Here is a 19,045-nt window from a genome sequence, read left to right on the forward strand (position 1 = left end):
AGGCTATGCGCAGATGCATGCCCCATTAGTATTTTTTAAAACGCTTATCGCGATCAGCGTAGTCGAAACTACGCGAGCACAAGAAACACACTCGATCCTGAAAACTCCGTGAAACAGTTGGATTTCAGGTTTACCGTGCGGGCGCAAATCCTATCAGACAAGCCCGATCCGTGCTGCCCGTGTTATGGGAACTGGCGAGAGGCAGACGCTGATTGATGACAGGAGCAAGAAAACGCAACACAGCGTCATGTAGAGCTGACGCGACACCTTGCACTCTGGGTACAATCCGCCCCTCTTCGACTTTACCCAAGGAAACTGCATGTCCGGGCTTGAACTGTTTGCCGCCGCCCTCGGTGTCATTGCCGTCTGGCTGACGGTCAAACAGAACCCTTGGTGCTGGCCGATCGGCCTGGTCATGGTGCTTTTATATAGCTGGATCTTTTTCGAAGTGAAGCTGTATTCGGACATGCTGCTGCAGCTGATCTATGCCGCTTTGCAGCTTTACGGCTGGTGGCAGTGGACCCGCGCAGGCGAGACGCAGCATGGGCGCGAGGTCAGCCGGTTGGGCGGCCAAGCAGTAGCGTCGGGGCTGGCCTTCGGCGCGATCGGCAGCCTGTTGCTGGGCGCCGCCATGGCGCACTGGACCGACGCCGCGCAACCCTGGCTCGATGCCGCTCTCACGGCCTACAGTCTGGTGGCGCAATTCTGGATGGCGCAAAAGCGCGTGCAGTGCTGGCCGCTGTGGATCGCTCTGGACTGTATTTTCGTCGGCCTGTTCCTCTACAAAGGCATGTACCTGACTGCTGTCTTGTATGGGCTGTTCACGCTGCTGGCCATAAAAGGCTGGCGCACATGGCGCAGCGATCCGCTGCTTTGCCCATGAAGGTGTTGGTGCTGACAGGCCCGGAATCCAGCGGCAAAAGCTGGCTTTCGAACGAGATTCACGCCAATTTTGGCGGCATATTGGTCGGTGAGTATGTTCGGCACTTTATCGACAGCGAAGCCCGCGAAACCTGCTACGGTGACATTACAGACATAGCGAATGGCCAGCCTACTTGGGAAGATGAGGCACGCGGCAAACAACCTGAATTGTTGATTCTCGATACGCACCTGCTGAGCAATATCCTTTGGAGCCGTACTTTGTTTGGCGCTTGCCCGGCCTGGATAGAACACGCATTGCTGGCACGGCACTACGACCTGCATTTGTTGCTCAGCCCTGAATCCGTGGCCTGGCATGACGATGGACAACGTTGCCAACCGCAACTGGCAGAACGCCAGGCGTTTTTCCAGGCCAGCCACCAATGGCTGAACCTGCACCGCCAGCCTTTGCAGGTACTGCAAGGCGACTGGACACAGCGCAAGCTGGCGGCATTCGAGGCTGTGGCATGCTTGCTAAAAGCCTGAAACGTGCGCCCCCTGCAAGGGTGTAAATGTCCATTCCTGAAACACTCCCTTCCCCGCAAACCCGCGAATTAAAGCGTTCCGGGCCTTCCAGAAAGAAAATGTTACGCCGCTGATACAACTTGCCTGGAACGCCCTTGGCGAGCAATGCCGACCGCATGGACGGTGTTTTTGCGTGGCTTTGTCTCAGGAGCGTTACAAATCTTTTTCAACCACCTTGATTAATAAGTCCAACTTGTTGTTTTAAAAGGAAAATCAAAAACCGGCACACCTTCTGCTCTCTTCCTCGCAACGCTGATAAGGGCCAGCGTTCCACTTACAGAAGGAATTGCCGCCGTGGGGAAACTTGATAACCGCATTTTTAGCCTCCTGCTGATCGGATGTGCACTGGGCTCAAGTGTTTGCCTGCCTGTACAGGCCGACAACGGCATCATCATTATCAAACGTGATGTTCAGGTGCGAGACGCGGTGACTCCGACGTTAGCTCCCGATCCTAACCCCACGACCGCCAATGCGAACCCGTCCAAACAAATCCTCAATCAGACCAGCGAATTGAGCGACGGTGACTTTGCCAGCGTCGCCAGTGGTGCAGGCATTTCACGCCTGGTCGCCCAAGGCACCAACAACCTGGGCGGCAACATCACCAACCAGTCCCAGCTTTCCAACATCCCCGCCGGACGCTCGGGAAATTCGGGCAACAACGGCATAGCCAACATGGTCAATTCAAACGTCCAGCAAGGCCTGGGCGCTTTGAGAATCATAACGGGGGACCGTTGAGATGAATCGCTCGCTACTGATCATCGCCATGCTTTGCAGTACATCGGCCTTCGCCCAATCTCCCGTCATCAATAACGCCGAAATCGATGATTCGGGCGCGCAGTACCAGGGCAACTTCTCCGTCAACCAGGCGGCTGGCGATCTCCAGCAACAGGCCAACGCCCGGGCCATCGCCATTGGCCATGGCGCCAGCGCGACCGTACAGATTCGCCAACGGCTGCGCGGTCAGGTCGACCCTGCCATGGATGCGCACTCGAGCATCCAGGGCAACTCCTTCAGTAATGGCAGCGGCGTATTGGGCGTGAACCAGAGTTCGGGCGCCAATACCCAGCAAGCCAACGCACTGCGCATCAGCATCAGTGCTCAGCCGCAAAGCATCGACGACAGCGTCCTCATGCAACAGAACGTGACGCTGCTCAACAACTCCGATCCAACTGACTCTGCACCGGGCTACCGCCAGGTCGCTACCAGCGATCAGGCCTTCACCGGTAGCCGCGGGGTAATTCAGTTGAATCAGAGCGCAGGGGTGGGAAACCGAATGGCCAACACCTTCAGCGTACGGGTCGCGGATTGACCCAAACAGGTAGTTACAACACTTAACCTAAAATAAGTACGGAGAATCACCATGAAACCTTCGATGGCACTAAAGCCTCTGGTTTTCGCAATTGCTGCGGTCATGGCTGTTGCTGTACAAGCTGGGCAAAACGATCGGCGTGACCATCACCACGGCCACACTCCTCCTCCAACCAAGATCCTCGTCAACGCGACGGCCAAAGCGTGGGATAGCCAGACCAGTACCGACAACCGCATCAGCAACGCTGGGACTCAGAACGCAGCAGAGATGAATAACTCTGCTACAGGCGCCAGCGGCAACGTCGGTGTCAACGTAGCTGCAGGCGACGGCAACCAACAAGACAACGCGGCCGCCATCGCAAATGCCAGCTCCACCTCCAGTCTGGATAACAGCTTCGTGTTCGGCACCGCCGATGCCAGCTCTAAAGTCACGCAATACAGCAACAATAACAAGGTCTACAACTATGGAAGCACCGCCTCTGGCGTGATGAGCGGATCGGGCAATGGCGGCAGCGGCAATATGGGTGTCAACGTTGCTGGCGGCGACCTTAACCAACAGAAAAACACCATGGCAATTGCCAACTCCAACTCGCCGCTCGGTAGCGCAATGGCCACCGCCTCTGCCGATCAGAAGAGTCCTGGTCTGACAGTGGATAACGACGCCGACCGGACTTATCGCGTGGATACTCTGACCGTTACCAAAACGGCCAGCGGCAGTGCCTCCTTCAACAAGAACTCCAATTTGAGCGTTGATAAGAGCGCCAACAGCAGCTGGTCTGCTAGCGGTAACAATAGCTTCAATGCAAGCGGATCAAAAAGCTACGATGCTAGCGGATCCAGAAGCGCAGATTCCAGTGCTTCCAGCAGTGCTTCGTTCGATGCTTCTCTGAACGCCAGCCTGGACGCATCGGCGAGCGCTTCCAGATCGTCGACCTGGAATAATGGCGGCGCCGATCACACCCGCAGCAGGTCTGCTGATGCTTCGCTGACCGCATCACTTGATGCATCGGCCAGTGGTTCTCTCAATACGTCGAACAGCAGTTCGTCCGACTCTTCCTACACCAAATCGCACGACTCTTCGTTCACAAAAGCGTATGACTCCTCGTACGCCAAATCAGGCGAGAAATCGTCTGCGTCTTCGAAAGACGTAACGAAGAGCTTCAGCGAAAGCAGTTCATTTGATTTGAGCAACACCTACTCCTATCAAGTGCTGACTCCAACCGGCTGGGCAAACCCTGTAACCAACACTGCAACCCTGAGTGGTTCGGTGAATGGTGGCAGTGGCAACCTGGGTGTCAACGTGGCTGCTGGCGTGGGCAACCAACAAAGCAACTCGCTGGCCATCTCCAACCAGTCGTTCTAATGCTGTCTCTGGAGGCCCCCTTACGGGGGCCTTTTTTCACCACAACCAGAAGGCATCCCACAATGCGCATTATCGTCTTGGCATTTTTGCTTTGTGTGGCCAGTGTGAGCGAAGCAGCACAAATGCCGCTGTCCGTCCTGCCGGGCGGCGCAGTGGTGTTCAAGCCGATCCAGAGCATCCGCGAGCGTAAATTTGCCGACCTGGTGCAACAGAAAACCGACTTCAGTTGCGGTGCAGCGGCGCTGGCGACCATTTTGCGCCAAGCCTATTGGCTGGACGTCACTGAAGACCAGATCATCGAAGGCATGCTGGCACACTCCGATCAGGATCTCGTCCGCGTTCAGGGCTTCTCCATGCTCGACATGAAGCACTACGTGGAAAGTATCGGCATGCGCGCCCGTGGCTACCGGGTAGCAACGGAAACCCTGGGTGAAATCAAAATTCCTGTGGTGGTACTCATGGATATACGTGGCTACAAGCATTTTGTAGTCATGCAGAGGGTCCATGACGGCTGGGTGTATATCGGAGATCCGGTACTCGGTCATAAACGCTACAAAATCGACGACTTTGTCAAAGGCTGGAACGGCATCATCTTTGCCGTCATCGGTCAGGGCTACGACAAGACCAATGCGTTGCTCGACCCGCCGTTGCCTCTGACCGCCAAGAATCGTGTCAACAATTTCAACCCGGTGCCAGACGCTGAGTTGATGGATTTTGGATTCATCCAAAGCGACTTCTTCTAATAACAAGGGAGCACGAAGCTCCGGGAGTATCCAATGAAGACTCCAATCTGGCTGGCAGTGGCTTGCCTCGCCGCCAGCCTGCCAATCCATGCAGAGACCTTTAAACCCATCGAACTGAATGACCAGCAATTGGCGAGCCTGCGCGGCCGCTTTGTCATGCCGGGACGCATCATCAGCTTCGGCATTGCCATGACCAGCACCTGGCAAAATGCCAACGGTGAAGTGATCGGGGCAACGTCCTCGATGCAGATTCAACAATCGACCATCCAGCCACAGTTCTATGTGTCGAAGATCGATGAAAAAGGCACGGGTACCTCGCAATCCCAAGGCACCGGCACCGTCACGGGCGGCAACGGCCTCAACAGCACCGAAGGTGTCACACAAGTCACGCGGGCTGCCGGTGACTACAACTCGGCCTACAACAACGTTGATATCAACGTGAGCAAGGCTAACCAGGCCCCAGCCATACAACAGCAGCAGGGCCAGCCATTGGCCGCCGGCTCGACGTTAACCGGCGCCAACGGAGCGGGTTCGGTGAGCGTTTCCTCGACCGGCAGTGGCATACAACTCAACATCCTGGCCAATAACAACCAGGGCAGTACGGTACAACGCCTGGCCCAGGGCGGGCTGCTGCAGAACACGACGCTACTCGGCGCCGGCAACCAGGTCCGCAACATCACGTCGCTCAATGTCGTACTGCGTGACACCGTTCCGACGGCCGGTTCGTTGAGCGGCAATCTAGACCAGCTCAAAGGGCTACGCACCAGCGGATTCTGATCTACGCTCAGTGTCACCAGACGTGTCAGAAGGGACGGCTAACCCATGCATCGATCTTTAACGTTCAGGGCTTTCGTTTGTTTGAGTAGCCTGGCCCCGGCATCATTGCTATACGCAGCACCGGATCCCCAGGTTGAAGCATTAAAACAAGAACTCATGGAGCTGAAACAACGTTACGAAGCACAACAGAACGCGCTGATGGTACTCGAACAGCGCGTTCGCCAGGTCGAAGAAACACCAGCGACACCTGCACCCAAGCGCCTGACCAAATCCCCCGCGGAAAAGACCAAGGGTGGCCAGACAGTGGCCACCTCCGGGTCGGGAGCCACAGGCGCGTCATATGGTCAGTCGCTCAAGGATGACTCGGAACCTGCGCAAAGCGTTTCCAACCTCTATGACGAAGCCAGCGGCTTCTTCGGTGGCGGCAAGTTCAGCGTCGAAACCGGCCTGACCTACACGCACTACGATACCCGTGCATTAACACTCAACGGCTTCCTGGCACTGGATTCGATTTTTCTCGGCAACATCAACATCGACCGCATCAAGGCGGATAACTGGACCCTGGACCTGACCGCCCGCTACAACGTGGCACAACGTTGGCAGTTCGACATCAACGTTCCCGTGATCTATCGCGAATCGACGTACTCCTCCGGAGGCGCAGGTGGGGCAGGTCCGGTGACGTCGGATGCATCCGTCACCCGCGACCCGACCATCGGCGATGTCAACGTTGGCGTTGCCTACAAGTTTCTCGATGAGTCGGCCAACTATCCCGACGCGGTCGCCACATTGCGGATCAAGGCACCAACGGGTGAAGACCCTTACGGCATTAAGCTGATCGTGGATCCGAACAATAATAACCTGGCGGTACCCGAAAGCTTGCCTACCGGCAACGGTGTCTGGTCGATTACCCCAGGCATCTCGCTGGTCAAGACCTTCGACCCTGCGGTGCTGTTCGGCAGCCTGGCCTATACCTACAACATGGAAGACTCATTCAGCGACATCAGTCCCCAGGTCAATTCCAAGGTGCCCGGAGACGTGAAACTGGGCGATTCCTGGCAGATCGGCGCCGGCATTGCATTCGCCTTGAACGAGAAAATGAGTATGTCGTTCTCGTTCACTGATCAGTTCGCCCGCAAGAGCAAGATCAAACCGGACGGAGGGGATTGGCAATCCATCACCAACAGCGATTACAACTCGGGCAACTTCAACATCGGCATGACCATCGCCGCCAGCGATAACCTGACGATCGTCCCGCAACTGTCTATCGGGATGACCGACGACGCGCCTGACTTTTCCTTCAGCCTGAAATTCCCTTACTACTTCTAATCCTGCTCCAACTAAAAGCCCGCTGTTTCAGCGGGCTTTTTTGTAGGCTCTTCAAGCTCTCGCAGCATTGGCTTGCAGCGATACACCTTAGCGGATCACCGTATTTGATGCTTGTGCAGCAAACGGTAGAAGGTGGGCCTGGAGATCCCCAGCACCTTGGCAGCGATGCTCAGATTATCGCTGTGGCGGTTAAGCACATCGCACAACGCCTGGCGCTCTGCCCGGTGCTTGTAGTCTTCCAGCGTGCCCATCGGCACGGCGATGGAATGATGGCTGATCAAGCCCAAATCGCGTGCTTCGATCTGCCGGCCTTCAGCCAGTACCAACCCGCGACGGACCCGGTTGGCCAGTTCCCGAACATTGCCAGGCCAGTCGTGCTTGCCCATGGCGATCATCGCGTCCTCACTGAAACTGCGTGGACGGCGACCGGTTTCATGGCTGTAGAAATGGGAAAAGTGGTTGGCCAGCATCGACAGATCGCCATTGCGCTCACGCAGGGGGGCGGTTGCGACCTGCAACACATTGAGCCGGTAATACAGGTCTTCGCGAAAGCGTTTCTTCTCGATCGCGGCCTCGAGATCGACGTGGGTCGCAGCCAACACGCGAACATCCACTGGAATCGGCTGACTGCCCCCCACCCGCTCGATGTGCCTTTCCTGAAGGAAACGCAACAGGTTCGCCTGCAACTCCAAGGGCAGATCGCCGATCTCGTCGAGAAACAGCGTGCCACCATTGGCCGCTTCGATCCGCCCGATCTTGCGTTGATGGGCGCCCGTAAAGGCACCCTTTTCGTGGCCGAACAGTTCGGACTGGATCAGATGCTCGGGAATCGCGCCACAATTGATCGCGACAAAGGGTTTATTGTGGCGCAGGGATTGACGATGCAGCGTACGGGCGACCAGTTCCTTGCCTGTGCCGCTTTCCCCGCGAATCAACACCGGCGACTCGGTGGGCGCCAGTTTGCTCAACAACTTACGCAATTCGCGTATGGGTTTGCTGTCCCCCAGCAGTTCGTGTTCGGGCTGATCGATATGAACCGTTCCCTGCCCGCGCAGGCGCGCCATGCCAAAGGCCCGTCCCAGGGTGACCTGGACCCTGGAAACATCGAACGGCAAGGTATGAAAATCGAAAAACCACTCGCAGACAAAGTCCCCGACATTCTGTAGCCGCAGGACTTCCTGATTGAGCACGGCGATCCACTCGGTACCGCTGCGGCTGATGACATCCTTGACGGCATCCGGGTGCTCGAGGTGCCAGGGCTGCAACCGTAACAATCCTACGTCACAGGTTCGGTCGGCGGCGTTTTCCAGCGAACAGCTGTCCACGTCCCAACCCACGGAGCGCAACCCCGGTAGCAGACGATGGCAGTCGTCGCAGGGGTCCACGACTAATAGACGTCGTAAGGCAGGCGCATCGCTCATGACTATTCCTTGGCGCCAAATTCAGGAAAAATTATTAAAAACAGTCATTTGGCAAACCTGGCTGTAACATTAGCAAGAATTTGACGTGGCCTTGTACCGTTTGACTATAGAGAGGTCGCGTAAATAGTTATAAGAAGGGGCTTTGTTAGCCACCTAATTAATTCAACCTTTCATGTACCTTTCAAAATGGCTCGATGCATCGGGTATATGAATGAAAGTTGAAATTTCTTTTGATCGCATGTGACCCGAACCCCTGTTGCGGACATCAGTACAAGTAACCTGCCGAACGCCAAGCCCAACCGTCGGCACATCACTTGATTGGGCATATTGAGGGAACATCCTATGAACGCCCCGCTCCGTATCAACGAAGCTCTTTTGATTGCCGACCGCGCATTTCAGCCTTTCCAGTGCGTGGCCTGGGCGCAAGACTGCACCGGCGAACTCAGCCTGACCGTGATCGACCGTACCAACACCAGCATCGGCCGCAAGCAGATCCCGAGCAGCGCCTATACCGATCCAGCACAGCTTGAGCGCCTGCTTGAACAAGCCCGTACCGAGTTGAGCCAGGAAGGTTACCAACTCCAGTCCTGGTCGATGCCGCATTAATTGTTTTGCGGATTATCCCAAGGGTAATCCGCGCCTTTCCCCTTCGTTAGTTGGTACTTGCGACACTCGTTTATTTGAACTTGTACGTGCCTGAATACGTTGCTGGCTTGCCAGTGGTTCGAAAAGACACTGTTGTGGCACACAACGACCCTCCGCTTGTTAGTTATCCCCATTGTGCATTCAAGCATTCAGGTTTTGAATGTTCTCCTTATAGTCTCCCTCCCAACTTCTGGATCAGGACGACTCGCAAGGAGATGCGTGCATGTCAATCCAGTCCGTCTTGGCTTCACAACCCGTAGTCGGTCATGCCGGTAAACTCGATCCTGCCTTCGCCAGCCATGGCAAGACCCAGGTGTATTTCGCCGACAGCCTTTCAAGCATGGCCAACGACGTCTCGATAGATTCACAGGGCCGTATGCTGGTGGCGGCAAAGGTCGGAACCCAGGGAGGTAGCCGTTTTGGCCTGGCCCGACTGCTGAAGGACGGCTCGGCGGACCTGACCTTCGGCCACCAAGGCAGCGTCATCGGACAATTCGAACAAGGTTTCGAAGCCATGGCCGGCAAGGTTCAGGTGCTGCCCGATGGACACATTCTGATCGTCGGCCTGCACTATGAAAACACCCACCGTACCCTCCCCGCATTGGCCTTGTTTGACCAACAGGGCCGCCCGGCCCGGCAGTTTGGCGACAACGGTCGTTGCGTCGTGCGCCTGCCGGGGCATCTGTCTCATGGTGTGCGCGATGCCTGGCTGCCCGCAGGCGTGCCGGGTGCCGAAGCTTGTGAGGTGGCGGTCCAGGAGGACGGTCGAATCCTGCTGGTGGCCAACCATCACTTCGAACTGGCTGATCATGCCGGCCTGCTCATCCGGCTCGCCCCCGACGGTTCGCTGGACAGTACCTTCAATGGCCGCGGTTTCGTGATAGTCAGGCATTTGCTGATGAACACCTGGCTCAGCAGCCTGAGTGTGCAGCGGGACGGTCGAATCCTCGTCGGCGGCTCGATCAATTTCCCCGAGGAAGGGTTGTTGGCCCGCTATCACCCGGACGGCAGTCTCGACACCCATTTCGCCGTCGATGGATTCATGACTTTCAGGGCTCGTGGGCACAGCGCTCAGGTGAGTCAAATCATTCAGCAGGAAAATGGCGACGTACAGTGCTTTGGCAGCAGCCGCGACCCGATGCATTGCATGGCCTTGAAAGTACGGGTCAATGGCCGCCCGGACAACCGCTGCAACGGCGGCCAGGCGCACTTGCTGAACATCGCTCGCAGCGGTTGCCAATGGACCGCCGCTCAAGCGCAACCGGACGGCAGCGTGTTGGTGGCCGGTGCCACCATCGGTGGTGTCGAAGCCGACTTCATTCTTGGCCGATACCTGCAGGACGGCCAGCTCGATCACGCCTTTGGCGATGGCAATGGATGGGTGCGTACCCGTCTGGGCAGAAGCCTGGATACGGCAACGTCCGTCGCCGTGCAGGAAGATGGAAAGATCGTGGTCGGCGGTTATTCCCTGGATGGAAACTATAAGGCGGTGGTTGTCCGTTATCTGGCTTAGTCCAAAGTATTTCTTCCGTACTTGATCTTCCCTTGCGCTTACGGCAAGTTGCGCGCTTCTTAATACAAGGAGCAGCTAATGTCCGGCTCGATGCCCCAGGCGTTCGCGCGTAACTTTCTGGGCAATTCACCCCGCTGGTACAAGGTTTGTATTGTCGGTTTCCTGATTCTCAATGCTCTGGTGCTGTGGACGGCAGGTCCGGTGGCCGCTGGCTGGTTACTGGTGCTGGAGTTCATTTTCACCTTGGCCATGGCACTCAAGTGTTATCCGCTGATGCCGGGTGGCTTGTTGTTAGTCGAAGCACTGCTGCTGAAAATGACCACGCCACAGGCGCTCTATGACGAGCTCGTGCACAATTTCCCGGTGATCCTGCTGCTGATGTTCATGGTGGCCGGCATCTACTTCATGAAAGACCTGTTGTTGTTCCTGTTTTCGCGCCTGCTGCTTGGGGTGCGCTCCAAGGCGCTGCTGGCGTTGATGTTCTGCTTTTTGTCGGCGTTCCTCTCGGCGTTTCTAGACGCTCTGACTGTGACGGCAGTGATCATCAGCGCTGCCGTCGGGTTCTACTCGGTGTACCACCGGGTGGCCTCGGGCACCGATCCACGCCAGGACGGCGAGTACGGCGATGATCAGCACCTGCCTACTCTCCATCACGGCGACCTCCATCAGTTTCGTGCGTTCCTGCGTAGCCTGTTGATGCACGGTGCCGTCGGTACGGCGCTGGGTGGCGTTTGCACGCTGGTGGGTGAACCGCAGAACCTGCTGATCGGCCACGAAATGGGATGGCATTTTTCCGAGTTCTTTCTGAAAGTCGCTGCGGTTTCGCTCCCGGTGCTGGTGGCGGGCCTGGTGACCTGCGTCCTGCTGGAAAAACTGCGCTGGTTCGGCTACGGCACTTTACTGCCGGACAACGTCCGCGCCGTGCTGGCCAATTACGCCGCCGAAGACAATGCCGAACGCACTTCGCAGCAGCGTGCAGCCCTCATCGTCCAGGGCGCGGCCGCATTGATTCTGATTGCCGGTCTGGCGTTTCACGTGGCGGAAGTGGGTTTGATCGGTTTGATGGTGATCGTGCTGATCACGGCCTTCACCGGCATCACCGACGAACATCGTCTCGGCAGCGCATTCAAGGATGCCATGCCGTTCACCGCATTGCTGGTGGTGTTCTTCGCCGTGGTGGCGGTCATTCACGATCAGCAGTTGTTCACGCCATTGATCCAGTGGGTACTGGCGCTGCCCGCCGATCAGCAACCGGGCATGCTGTTTATCGCCAATGGCTTGCTCTCGGCCATCAGCGATAACGTGTTCGTGGCGACCATCTACATCACGGAAGTGAAACAGGCGTTCCTCTCCGGCCACATGAGCCGCGAGCATTTCGAAACCCTGGCGATCGCGATCAACACCGGTACCAACTTGCCGAGTGTGGCGACGCCTAACGGTCAGGCCGCATTCCTGTTCCTGCTGACTTCGGCGATTGCGCCGCTGATTCGTCTGTCTTACGGACGGATGGTATGGATGGCGCTGCCCTATACCGTGGTGATGGGTGGTCTGGGTTGGTACGCCGTGAGCTACTGGCTCTAAAGATTGCCCAAAAAATGTGTGGGCGAGCCTGCTCGCTCACACGATTGGATTTGAATGGCTATCGAGGGAGGATATACCGCTCTATCGCCTGAGCCGCACCCTCCTCGGTATTGGCGCCCGTCACCACATCAGCCTGGCGCTTCACTTCCTCCTCGGCCTGCCCCATGGCAATCGACAACCCGGCGCGTTGGAACATGGCCGGATCATTGCCGCCATCGCCCATGGCCGCCGTTTGCTCAAGCGGCACACCGAGAAACGCGGCCAGGGTCGCCAGCGCTTGGCCCTTGTTGGCTTGCATCGCGGTGATGTCCAGATAAACCGGTTGCGAACGGGAAACCTGGGCCTGCCCCTCCACCAGAGGTAGTAACTGCGCTTCTAGCTCGATCAGCAACTCGGCGTTGCTGCTGGCGGCGACGATTTTGTCGATACGTTCAAGAAACGGTTCGAAGCTCTCAACCGCTACCGGCGGATACCCCAGGCCATGCTGCTCTCGGGGCACCATGGGGCCGCTCGGGTCTTTCACCAGCCAGTCGCCGCCACTGAAGACCCAGACCTCAATGTCCGGCTGATCGGCCAACAGCGCGAGCGTGGTCAGTGCCGCGGTGGCCGGCAAGTAATGCGCCACCAGCAGACTGCCGTCCGGGTTGACGAGGGTACCGCCGTTGAAGGCAGCGGTCGGCAAGTCGACGCCCAGGGCCTCGATCATGTGCAACATGGCTTTGGGTGGTCGGCCGGTGGCGAGACTGAATAGCACCCCGGCCTCACGCAACGCGCGTACCGCATCGATGGTGCGCTGACTGAGACTGTGGTCGGGCAGCAACAAGGTGCCATCCATGTCACTGAGCAAAAACCGGATGGGATGTTGCGCCTGCCCACTCATCCGAGACCGTGCCAGACGCGACCATCGCGAGCCAGCAATTCTTCGGCGGCCTGCGGCCCGTTTTCACCTGCGGCGTAGTTTTGCAGCGTTGAATCCTGCTGCCAGGCGTCGAGGAACGGCTGTACGGCACGCCAGCCGTTTTCAATGTTGTCGGCACGCTGGAACAACGTCTGATCGCCGGTCAGGCAATCGTAGATCAGGGTTTCATAGCCGGTGGACGGTTGCATTTCAAAGAAATCCTTGTAGGCAAAACCCAGTTCGATGTTGTCCATTTTCAGGGCCTGGCCAGGCCGTTTGGCCAGCAAATCGAACCACATGCCTTCGTTGGGCTGAATCTGGATCCGCAGGTAGGTCGGTTCAAGCTCATCGACCTCGGTATCACGGAACTGCGCGTAGGGCGCGGGCTTGAAGCAAATGACGATTTCGGTGTCGCGCACGCTCATGCGCTTGCCGGTACGCAGATAGAACGGCACGCCGACCCAACGCCAATTGTCGATCATGACCTTCAGGGCCACATAGGTTTCAGTGTTGCTGTCCGGTGCCACCTTCTCTTCCTGGCGATACCCTGGCATTGGTTTGCCGTCGACTTCCCCGGCGGTGTATTGACCGCGCACCGAATTGGCGCGGGCCTCTTCGATCGACCAGGGGCGGATAGCGCCGACCACCTTGGCTTTTTCCCCACGCACCGCATCGGCGCCAAAGGCTGCCGGAGGCTCCATGGCCACCATCGCCAGCAACTGGAACAGGTGATTGGGCACCATGTCGCGCAGGGCGCCGGTGTGTTCGTAAAAACTGCCACGGGTTTCCACACCGACGGTTTCAGCGGCGGTGATTTGCACATGGTCGATGTAATGGTTGTTCCAGAACGCTTCGAACAGGCTGTTGGAAAACCGGCTGACCAGAATGTTCTGCACGGTTTCCTTGCCCAGATAGTGATCGATCCGATAGATCTGCTTTTCCGTCATGACCTTGAGCAGGGACGCATTCAGGGCTTCGGCGGTTTGCAGATCGGAACCGAAAGGCTTTTCGATCACCACCCTTCTGAAGGACTCCGGGCTCTCTTCCAGCAACCCGGACGCGCCGAGACGGCGGACCACTTCAGTGAAAAAACGTGGCGCGGTGGCCAGGTAGAACACCGCATTGCCAGTGCCGCTGGCGGCAATCTTCGCCCCCAGCGCTTGATATGTGCTGTCGTCCAGGAAATCGCCCTGGACGTAGCTGATGCCTTTGGCGAGTCTGGCCCACACCTGCGGGTCAAGGGCCTGATCGCCCTTGCCGACTTTTGCGGCCGCCTCGTTGCGAATGAAGTCTTCGAGTTTGTTCGCGAAGCCTTCATCGCTGATGGCGTTGTGGTCAACGCCGATGATCCGCAGTCCATCCCCGAGTAACCCGTCGCGCTTGAGGTTATACAGCGCCGGCATCAGCAGGCGCTTGACCAGATCGCCATGGGCGCCGAACAAAAACAGCGTGGTCGGTGGCGCGGGTTCCGTCTTGGATTTTCTGCGGATCACTTGGGTCATTTTTTCGGAGTCTCCACATGGCCGCCGAAGCCGAAGCGCTGGGCCGAAAGGATCTTGTCGCCAAAGGTGCCCTGGCCACGGGAACGGTAGCGCGAGAACAGCGAGTTCGACAGCACGGGGACGGGCACCGATTGCTCCATGGCGGCTTCAATGGTCCAGCGACCTTCACCGCTGTCGGCTACGGATCCGGAAAAACCATCGAGTTTCGGGTCACTGGCCAGGGCGTCGGCGGTCAGGTCGAGCAGCCAGGATGAGACCACACTGCCACGACGCCAGACCTCGGCGATGTCCGCGACGTTCAAGTCGAAGCGCTGGTCTTCCGGCAGGTTGGTGCTGGCCTTGGTCTTGAGAATGTCGAAGCCTTCGGCAAAGGCCTGCATCATTCCGTATTCGATACCGTTATGGATCATTTTCACGAAATGCCCGGCACCCGCCGGACCGGCATGGATGTAGCCGTTCTCGGCGCGAGGGTCATCGGACTTGCGGTCCTTGGTGCGCGGAATATCACCCATGCCCGGTGCCAGGCTCTGGAACAGCGGGTCGAGACGGTTAACGGTCTCGGCATCGCCGCCGATCATCATGCAGTAACCGCGCTCCAGGCCCCACACGCCACCGGAAGTACCGACATCGATGTAGTGAAGGCCTTTTTCCGAGAGGGTTTTCGCCCGGCGGATATCGTCCTTATAGAAAGTGTTGCCGCCGTCGATGATGGTGTCGCCGGCTTCGAGCAGGTTGCTCAGGGTGTCGATGGTTTCTTCGGTCGGTGCGCCGGCCGGCAACATGACCCAGACCGCTCGTGGTTTGGCCAGGCCAGCGACCAAGGCCGGCAAATCGGCAGCGCCGGTGGCGCCCTCTGCGCTCAAGGTCTCGACGAAGGCGGTATTGCGGTCGTACACAACGGTGGTATGCCCGTTGAGCATCAGGCGCCGCGCAATATTACCGCCCATGCGGCCCAGTCCAATAATCCCGAGTTGCATGTGCTGATGCTCCCTACTACAAATAAAAGTGTGTCAAAGGTATAGCCCAACGCGACTAATGAAGCTTAGTCCAGAGCGTCGGGATGAAGTTTCCGGGCATTGTGCCCGATCCAGACTGATAACGTCGGGAATCGTGTCGAAGACACAACGACCATGAAAAATAAAAAAGTTCCCTTCAAGGGCAAAAGAAATCAAAATCGGCGCCGATAGTAGATCAGCCGCTTATTGAGGCGGATCTACAGTTGAGACACGCCATTTGCGAGGTGAGCAATGGGCACCGTACAGACCGCACTGCCAGCACAAACCCTTTACGTCACTATCCGTCGCGATGAATTGCGCCAGTTGAAGGACGAACGCGATCAGTTGAAACAGGAACTGGCGCAACTGCGCTTGCTGCTCCAGGGCCAACAGCCCTTGTCCGTTACCCAGGGCGCCCCTCACGCCTGATTCCCCCGCCTGAACTGGAAGCAGTCCCGCACTGCTTCCGATGCGCAATAGCCCTTCGCCAGCCATGGCGACTCCCGCATTTTTCAGATTGGCTTGTTGATGCTCCGTCGATTGGGCAGCACTTCTCTATTCCTGCCCGGCAATTGACTGGCATGACCCGATGACAGGCAACGCTGATCCTGGGCTGGAATCTCCAACCACCTTTAATTCCCTTTTAATGGAATCGGCGGATAATCGAAATTCGACTTCGATTCATTGATTCATGGACGAATGGCATCCGACCGCTGTTAGTAGGAGGCATACCATGAAACGTATTACGTTGACCCTCGCCGTCCTGATGACTCTCGGCTCCACCTGCGTATTTGCAGAAGGTGGAGCCGAACGCATGAGGTACTACTACGAAACCCTGAGATACAACCAGCAACTGGCGTTGGGCAACGCCACGCAAAGTCAGACGACGCCATTGCGGGTCCCTGACGACCAAACCGCGCAAATGACCGAGTCCTACAGACCGAAATGATTGTTACACCTCTGACTGTCCTGCTCTGCGGTCAGAGTCGATCATTGGGCGTCCTGATGGGCGCCCCTTTTTTGTCTTGATCACAGCGCCTTGATCAGAGCACCTTGATCAAAGCGCCTTGATCAAAGCGCCTTGATCCAGAACATCATTCGACCGTGCGCCGGGTCGAACTCACCCGGGGCAAAGCCGAACTTGCCGTAGGACGCCTGGGCCACCGCATTACCCTCCAGCACCTCCAGGGTGATTTTGCAGCAGCCGCGTTGACGGGCGATCTCTTCGACCTTCCGCAACATCCGCTGGCTCAGCCCCAATCCGCGAAACTTCGGCACGACCGCCACGTCATGAACATTGACCAACGGCCGACAGGCGAAGGTCGAGAAACCTTCGAAGCAATTGACCAGCCCGGCCGGTTCGCCGCCGACGAAGGCCAGCACACTGAAGGCATGAGGGCGCTTGGCCAGCTCACCCGGCAAGTGCTCCAGCACACTGGCAGGCAAGGAGTGACCTGCCCCCATCGGGTCTTCAGCGTAACTGTTCAACACCAGGCAGATGGCTTCGGCATGCACCGGATTGGTATAGCTGGCTTGCAACACTAGTATTTCCGCGAAATCCATTTCCATCCTCGATTGCATGAAGTAGCCCCAGCGCGTTGTTCGCCCTGGAGGGCCGGGTGACGATATCGTGGGCACCGCGGCAAATCAAAAGCTTGCTGGCTCAATGCCCCCAAATCAAAGCCTCGGTCCAGCCCAACTCGGCAAAATCCTCAGCCCGCAGATGCGATTCGCCGACACAGAAAAACTCGTCCAGTTGTGGCGGCTTGACTGAGGTGCCGCTGAGCATCGCGTGAACCTGGCCGCGATGGTGGATCTGGTGCTCGAACAGGTGTGACAACAGGCGCAGGCGGCTCTCGTGCTGCGGCGTGTCCCGGGCGATGGTCACGACCCTGGCCAGATCGGCGTCGCGCATTTGCTCGCAATAGGCAATCAAGCGTCGATCCACATGGGATTGCTCGCGCATGAGGTCGACGGCCTGGGTGTAAGGCTCGTCGTCCTTGAAAAAGACGTAGCAATCGGGGTGCGGATCGTCGCCGCGCAACTCACGTTCGAGGGCATCCAGGTAAAACCAGTCACATGTCAGTATGTGATTCAGAGTCGCGCTGAGACTGGGGAAGAAACTGGTGCGCGGTGCCGCCAGCTCATCTTGATTCAACTGACTCCAGGCCTTGGCCAGTCGATGATTGGCCCAGGCGTTCTGGTAGGCCATGGTCAGCAAATGGTGTGACAGCGGTTGATTCATCTTCACGCCTCCTGGTTCTCACGCCTCGGCGAAACGTTGCAGCTGCATCTCCTGCAGGCGACTGAGGGTGCGGCGGAACGGGAATTCCAGATAGCCCTGGGTGTAGAGCGAGTCCATGGGCACCTGCGCTTCGAGGTACAGCGGCACCTTGCGGTCGTAGCACTCGTCCACCAGGGCAATGAACCGCCGTACGCCGTCATCATGCACCGACAACTGTGGCAACTCGCGATCGCCGGCCACCACCCGCTCGACTCCATCTTCGGTGCCACGGGCTATACGCCCCTGGCGCTTTTGAGCACTGAGGTTGGGTACGTCGCTCAACAGGATAGCGCTGTAGGTGTCACACAGGGTCATGAAATCCATGGCGGCAAAAGGCTGTTCACAGAGGTCGGCGTAACGACACCAGAGCACGCCCTGACTGGCCTGCACGACATCGAGCGAGCGATAGCCGACCTGGACCGGCGCACTGGAAACCGCCTGACCGACGGTCAACGCCTTGAACACATCGCCAAGGGCACTCGATTGTCCGGGGGGAGTCACCCAGTAACGCTGCAAGCCCTGGCCCGGATGCAGGCGATGGTCTTCCCCGCCATCCACGGCAATCACCTGCATGTGCTGCTTGATCGCCGCAATGGCGGGCAGAAAACGGTCGCGATTGAAGCCGTCGGCGTACAACTGGTCGGGTGGCAGGTTGGAGGTGCAGACCACCACCACGCCCTGCTCGAACATGACCTGGAACAAGCGCCCGAGAATGATGGCGTCTCCGATGTCATTGACGAACAGTTCGTCGAAGCACAGCACCCGCACCTCTTCGGCGAGTTCCCGAGCCAGTGCCTTCAAGGGGTCGGCGGTGCCGGTCAGTTGAAACGAGCGCTGATGCACCCAGCCCATGAAATGATGGAAGTGCTGACGCCGGGCCGGTACCCGCAGGTGTTGGTAAAACTGGTCCATCAACCAGGTTTTACCGCGCCCGACCGGACCCCAGAGGTACACACCGGAAATCGACTTGCGGCCTTCATGCAAGGCTTCGTGGCACTTTTGCAACGCCCAGACGGCATGTTCCTGAGCTTCGTCCTGGACAAAGCCCTTTTGTTCGATGGCGTGCTGCCAGGCGCTGAGGGGGGAGTCGACATTCATGCGCAGCAGTATGCCACTCGTCAGCGTTGTCTTCAGTGAAATGTCCGAGAGAATGCTCAATCGAGGAAAAAGCACCACGCAGGCCGCTGACAGCCTGGTCGCAGACACCTTCATCGCGAGTTAACTCGCTCCTACGTATTTCAGGTGG

The 19,045-nt window shown here is 57.7% G+C and carries 20 protein-coding genes; 13 read left to right on the top strand and 7 right to left on the bottom strand.

The window, feature by feature from the left end; genetic code table 11:
* Nucleotides 1-319: 319 nt before the first annotated feature.
* The 8 genes from pnuC (at nucleotide 320) to ACGJAX_RS22630 (ending at nucleotide 6,960) form a co-directional block, all read left to right on the top strand.
* The gene (pnuC, locus tag ACGJAX_RS22595) at nucleotides 320-883 is read left to right on the top strand and encodes a nicotinamide riboside transporter PnuC (protein WP_390956228.1); all 564 of its coding nucleotides are present in this window, start codon (nucleotides 320-322) and stop codon (nucleotides 881-883) included.
* Nucleotides 880-1,404 (top strand): AAA family ATPase, encoded by a 525-nt coding sequence (locus ACGJAX_RS22600; RefSeq protein WP_390959973.1) that lies wholly within the window; start codon nucleotides 880-882, stop codon nucleotides 1,402-1,404. Before pnuC ends, ACGJAX_RS22600 begins: the two co-directional genes overlap by 4 nt.
* Before the next feature lie 333 nt (nucleotides 1,405-1,737).
* Nucleotides 1,738-2,178, top strand: coding sequence for a hypothetical protein (locus ACGJAX_RS22605; RefSeq protein WP_390956229.1), 441 nt, complete (start codon nucleotides 1,738-1,740; stop codon nucleotides 2,176-2,178).
* 1 nt (nucleotide 2,179) lies between these two features.
* Nucleotides 2,180-2,752, top strand: coding sequence for an adhesin (locus tag ACGJAX_RS22610; protein WP_090321195.1), 573 nt, complete (start codon nucleotides 2,180-2,182; stop codon nucleotides 2,750-2,752).
* A gap of 51 nt (nucleotides 2,753-2,803) precedes the next feature.
* Nucleotides 2,804-4,114 (top strand): heme utilization protein, encoded by a 1,311-nt coding sequence (locus ACGJAX_RS22615; RefSeq protein ID WP_390956230.1) that lies wholly within the window; start codon nucleotides 2,804-2,806, stop codon nucleotides 4,112-4,114.
* Between the two features lie 62 nt (nucleotides 4,115-4,176).
* A complete protein-coding gene (locus ACGJAX_RS22620) occupies nucleotides 4,177-4,857 on the top strand; it encodes a cysteine peptidase family C39 domain-containing protein (protein WP_390956232.1) in 681 nt (226 codons plus the stop codon).
* 33 nt (nucleotides 4,858-4,890) lie between these two features.
* The gene (locus tag ACGJAX_RS22625) at nucleotides 4,891-5,634 is read left to right on the top strand and encodes a hypothetical protein (protein WP_390956233.1); all 744 of its coding nucleotides are present in this window, start codon (nucleotides 4,891-4,893) and stop codon (nucleotides 5,632-5,634) included.
* Between the two features lie 45 nt (nucleotides 5,635-5,679).
* Nucleotides 5,680-6,960 (top strand): hypothetical protein, encoded by a 1,281-nt coding sequence (locus ACGJAX_RS22630; RefSeq protein WP_390956234.1) that lies wholly within the window; start codon nucleotides 5,680-5,682, stop codon nucleotides 6,958-6,960.
* Between the two features lie 95 nt (nucleotides 6,961-7,055).
* Here ACGJAX_RS22630 and ACGJAX_RS22635 read toward each other — a convergent pair whose 3' ends face one another.
* Complete coding sequence (locus ACGJAX_RS22635; protein WP_090321181.1) at nucleotides 7,056-8,381, bottom strand: sigma-54 dependent transcriptional regulator; 1,326 nt, start codon at nucleotides 8,379-8,381, stop codon at nucleotides 7,056-7,058.
* 342 nt (nucleotides 8,382-8,723) lie between these two features.
* On the opposite strand from ACGJAX_RS22635, the gene ACGJAX_RS22640 reads away from it, so the two are divergent.
* The 3 genes from ACGJAX_RS22640 (at nucleotide 8,724) to nhaB (ending at nucleotide 12,120) form a co-directional block, all read left to right on the top strand.
* Nucleotides 8,724-8,987, top strand: a complete 264-nt coding sequence (locus ACGJAX_RS22640; RefSeq protein ID WP_090321178.1) for a hypothetical protein — start codon at nucleotides 8,724-8,726, stop codon at nucleotides 8,985-8,987.
* A 262-nt stretch (nucleotides 8,988-9,249) separates the two neighbouring features.
* A complete protein-coding gene (locus ACGJAX_RS22645; protein ID WP_390956235.1) occupies nucleotides 9,250-10,539 on the top strand; it encodes a hypothetical protein in 1,290 nt (429 codons plus the stop codon).
* A 78-nt stretch (nucleotides 10,540-10,617) separates the two neighbouring features.
* Nucleotides 10,618-12,120 carry a sodium/proton antiporter NhaB gene (gene nhaB, locus ACGJAX_RS22650; RefSeq protein WP_390956236.1) on the top strand — a complete coding sequence of 501 codons (1,503 nt, stop codon included), beginning with the start codon at nucleotides 10,618-10,620 and terminating at the stop codon, nucleotides 12,118-12,120.
* A gap of 58 nt (nucleotides 12,121-12,178) precedes the next feature.
* Here nhaB and ACGJAX_RS22655 read toward each other — a convergent pair whose 3' ends face one another.
* The 3 genes from ACGJAX_RS22655 to gnd are packed head-to-tail and all read right to left on the bottom strand — an operon-like array spanning nucleotide 12,179 to nucleotide 15,497.
* A complete protein-coding gene (locus ACGJAX_RS22655; RefSeq protein WP_390956237.1) occupies nucleotides 12,179-13,000 on the bottom strand; it encodes a Cof-type HAD-IIB family hydrolase in 822 nt (273 codons plus the stop codon).
* Entirely contained in the window at nucleotides 12,997-14,520 is a 1,524-nt protein-coding gene (gene zwf / locus ACGJAX_RS22660; RefSeq protein WP_247255838.1) for a glucose-6-phosphate dehydrogenase, read from the bottom strand. The genes ACGJAX_RS22655 and zwf overlap by 4 nt, the downstream gene beginning before the upstream one ends.
* Nucleotides 14,517-15,497, bottom strand: a complete 981-nt coding sequence (gene gnd, locus ACGJAX_RS22665; RefSeq protein ID WP_390956238.1) for a phosphogluconate dehydrogenase (NAD(+)-dependent, decarboxylating) — start codon at nucleotides 15,495-15,497, stop codon at nucleotides 14,517-14,519. The genes zwf and gnd overlap by 4 nt, the downstream gene beginning before the upstream one ends.
* Nucleotides 15,498-15,767: 270 nt before the next feature.
* On the opposite strand from gnd, the gene ACGJAX_RS22670 reads away from it, so the two are divergent.
* Nucleotides 15,768-15,944 carry a DUF6026 family protein gene (locus ACGJAX_RS22670; RefSeq protein WP_247255836.1) on the top strand — a complete coding sequence of 59 codons (177 nt, stop codon included), beginning with the start codon at nucleotides 15,768-15,770 and terminating at the stop codon, nucleotides 15,942-15,944.
* Nucleotides 15,945-16,248: 304 nt separating this feature from the next.
* Nucleotides 16,249-16,464 (top strand): hypothetical protein, encoded by a 216-nt coding sequence (locus ACGJAX_RS22675; protein WP_090321160.1) that lies wholly within the window; start codon nucleotides 16,249-16,251, stop codon nucleotides 16,462-16,464.
* A 122-nt stretch (nucleotides 16,465-16,586) separates the two neighbouring features.
* On the opposite strand, the gene ACGJAX_RS22680 is transcribed toward ACGJAX_RS22675, so the two are convergent.
* The 3 genes from ACGJAX_RS22680 to zapE all read right to left on the bottom strand — a co-directional run bounded on the left by ACGJAX_RS22680 (nucleotide 16,587) and on the right by zapE (nucleotide 18,897).
* Complete coding sequence (locus tag ACGJAX_RS22680; RefSeq protein WP_390956239.1) at nucleotides 16,587-17,078, bottom strand: GNAT family N-acetyltransferase; 492 nt, start codon at nucleotides 17,076-17,078, stop codon at nucleotides 16,587-16,589.
* A gap of 100 nt (nucleotides 17,079-17,178) precedes the next feature.
* Entirely contained in the window at nucleotides 17,179-17,760 is a 582-nt protein-coding gene (locus ACGJAX_RS22685; RefSeq protein ID WP_090321154.1) for a DinB family protein, read from the bottom strand.
* An 18-nt stretch (nucleotides 17,761-17,778) separates the two neighbouring features.
* Entirely contained in the window at nucleotides 17,779-18,897 is a 1,119-nt protein-coding gene (gene zapE / locus ACGJAX_RS22690) for a cell division protein ZapE (RefSeq protein WP_390956240.1), read from the bottom strand.
* Between the last annotated feature and the right edge of the window lie 148 nt (nucleotides 18,898-19,045).

This window comes from Pseudomonas moorei, assembly GCF_042846945.1.
GTDB classification, from domain to species: domain Bacteria; phylum Pseudomonadota; class Gammaproteobacteria; order Pseudomonadales; family Pseudomonadaceae; genus Aquipseudomonas; species Aquipseudomonas moorei.

Coding starts and splice junctions, on each gene's coding strand:
- pnuC (WP_390956228.1), top strand. CDS start 320: ATGTCCGGGCTTGAACTGTTTGCCGCCGCCCTCGGTGTCATTGCCGTC.
- ACGJAX_RS22600 (WP_390959973.1), top strand. CDS start 880: ATGAAGGTGTTGGTGCTGACAGGCCCGGAATCCAGCGGCAAAAGCTGG.
- ACGJAX_RS22610 (WP_090321195.1), top strand. CDS start 2,180: ATGAATCGCTCGCTACTGATCATCGCCATGCTTTGCAGTACATCGGCC.
- ACGJAX_RS22615 (WP_390956230.1), top strand. CDS start 2,804: ATGAAACCTTCGATGGCACTAAAGCCTCTGGTTTTCGCAATTGCTGCG.
- ACGJAX_RS22620 (WP_390956232.1), top strand. CDS start 4,177: ATGCGCATTATCGTCTTGGCATTTTTGCTTTGTGTGGCCAGTGTGAGC.
- ACGJAX_RS22625 (WP_390956233.1), top strand. CDS start 4,891: ATGAAGACTCCAATCTGGCTGGCAGTGGCTTGCCTCGCCGCCAGCCTG.
- ACGJAX_RS22630 (WP_390956234.1), top strand. CDS start 5,680: ATGCATCGATCTTTAACGTTCAGGGCTTTCGTTTGTTTGAGTAGCCTG.
- ACGJAX_RS22635 (WP_090321181.1), bottom strand. CDS start 8,381: ATGAGCGATGCGCCTGCCTTACGACGTCTATTAGTCGTGGACCCCTGC.
- ACGJAX_RS22640 (WP_090321178.1), top strand. CDS start 8,724: ATGAACGCCCCGCTCCGTATCAACGAAGCTCTTTTGATTGCCGACCGC.
- ACGJAX_RS22645 (WP_390956235.1), top strand. CDS start 9,250: ATGTCAATCCAGTCCGTCTTGGCTTCACAACCCGTAGTCGGTCATGCC.
- nhaB (WP_390956236.1), top strand. CDS start 10,618: ATGTCCGGCTCGATGCCCCAGGCGTTCGCGCGTAACTTTCTGGGCAAT.
- ACGJAX_RS22655 (WP_390956237.1), bottom strand. CDS start 13,000: ATGAGTGGGCAGGCGCAACATCCCATCCGGTTTTTGCTCAGTGACATG.
- zwf (WP_247255838.1), bottom strand. CDS start 14,520: ATGACCCAAGTGATCCGCAGAAAATCCAAGACGGAACCCGCGCCACCG.
- gnd (WP_390956238.1), bottom strand. CDS start 15,497: ATGCAACTCGGGATTATTGGACTGGGCCGCATGGGCGGTAATATTGCG.
- ACGJAX_RS22670 (WP_247255836.1), top strand. CDS start 15,768: ATGGGCACCGTACAGACCGCACTGCCAGCACAAACCCTTTACGTCACT.
- ACGJAX_RS22675 (WP_090321160.1), top strand. CDS start 16,249: ATGAAACGTATTACGTTGACCCTCGCCGTCCTGATGACTCTCGGCTCC.
- ACGJAX_RS22680 (WP_390956239.1), bottom strand. CDS start 17,078: ATGGATTTCGCGGAAATACTAGTGTTGCAAGCCAGCTATACCAATCCG.
- ACGJAX_RS22685 (WP_090321154.1), bottom strand. CDS start 17,760: ATGAATCAACCGCTGTCACACCATTTGCTGACCATGGCCTACCAGAAC.
- zapE (WP_390956240.1), bottom strand. CDS start 18,897: ATGAATGTCGACTCCCCCCTCAGCGCCTGGCAGCACGCCATCGAACAA.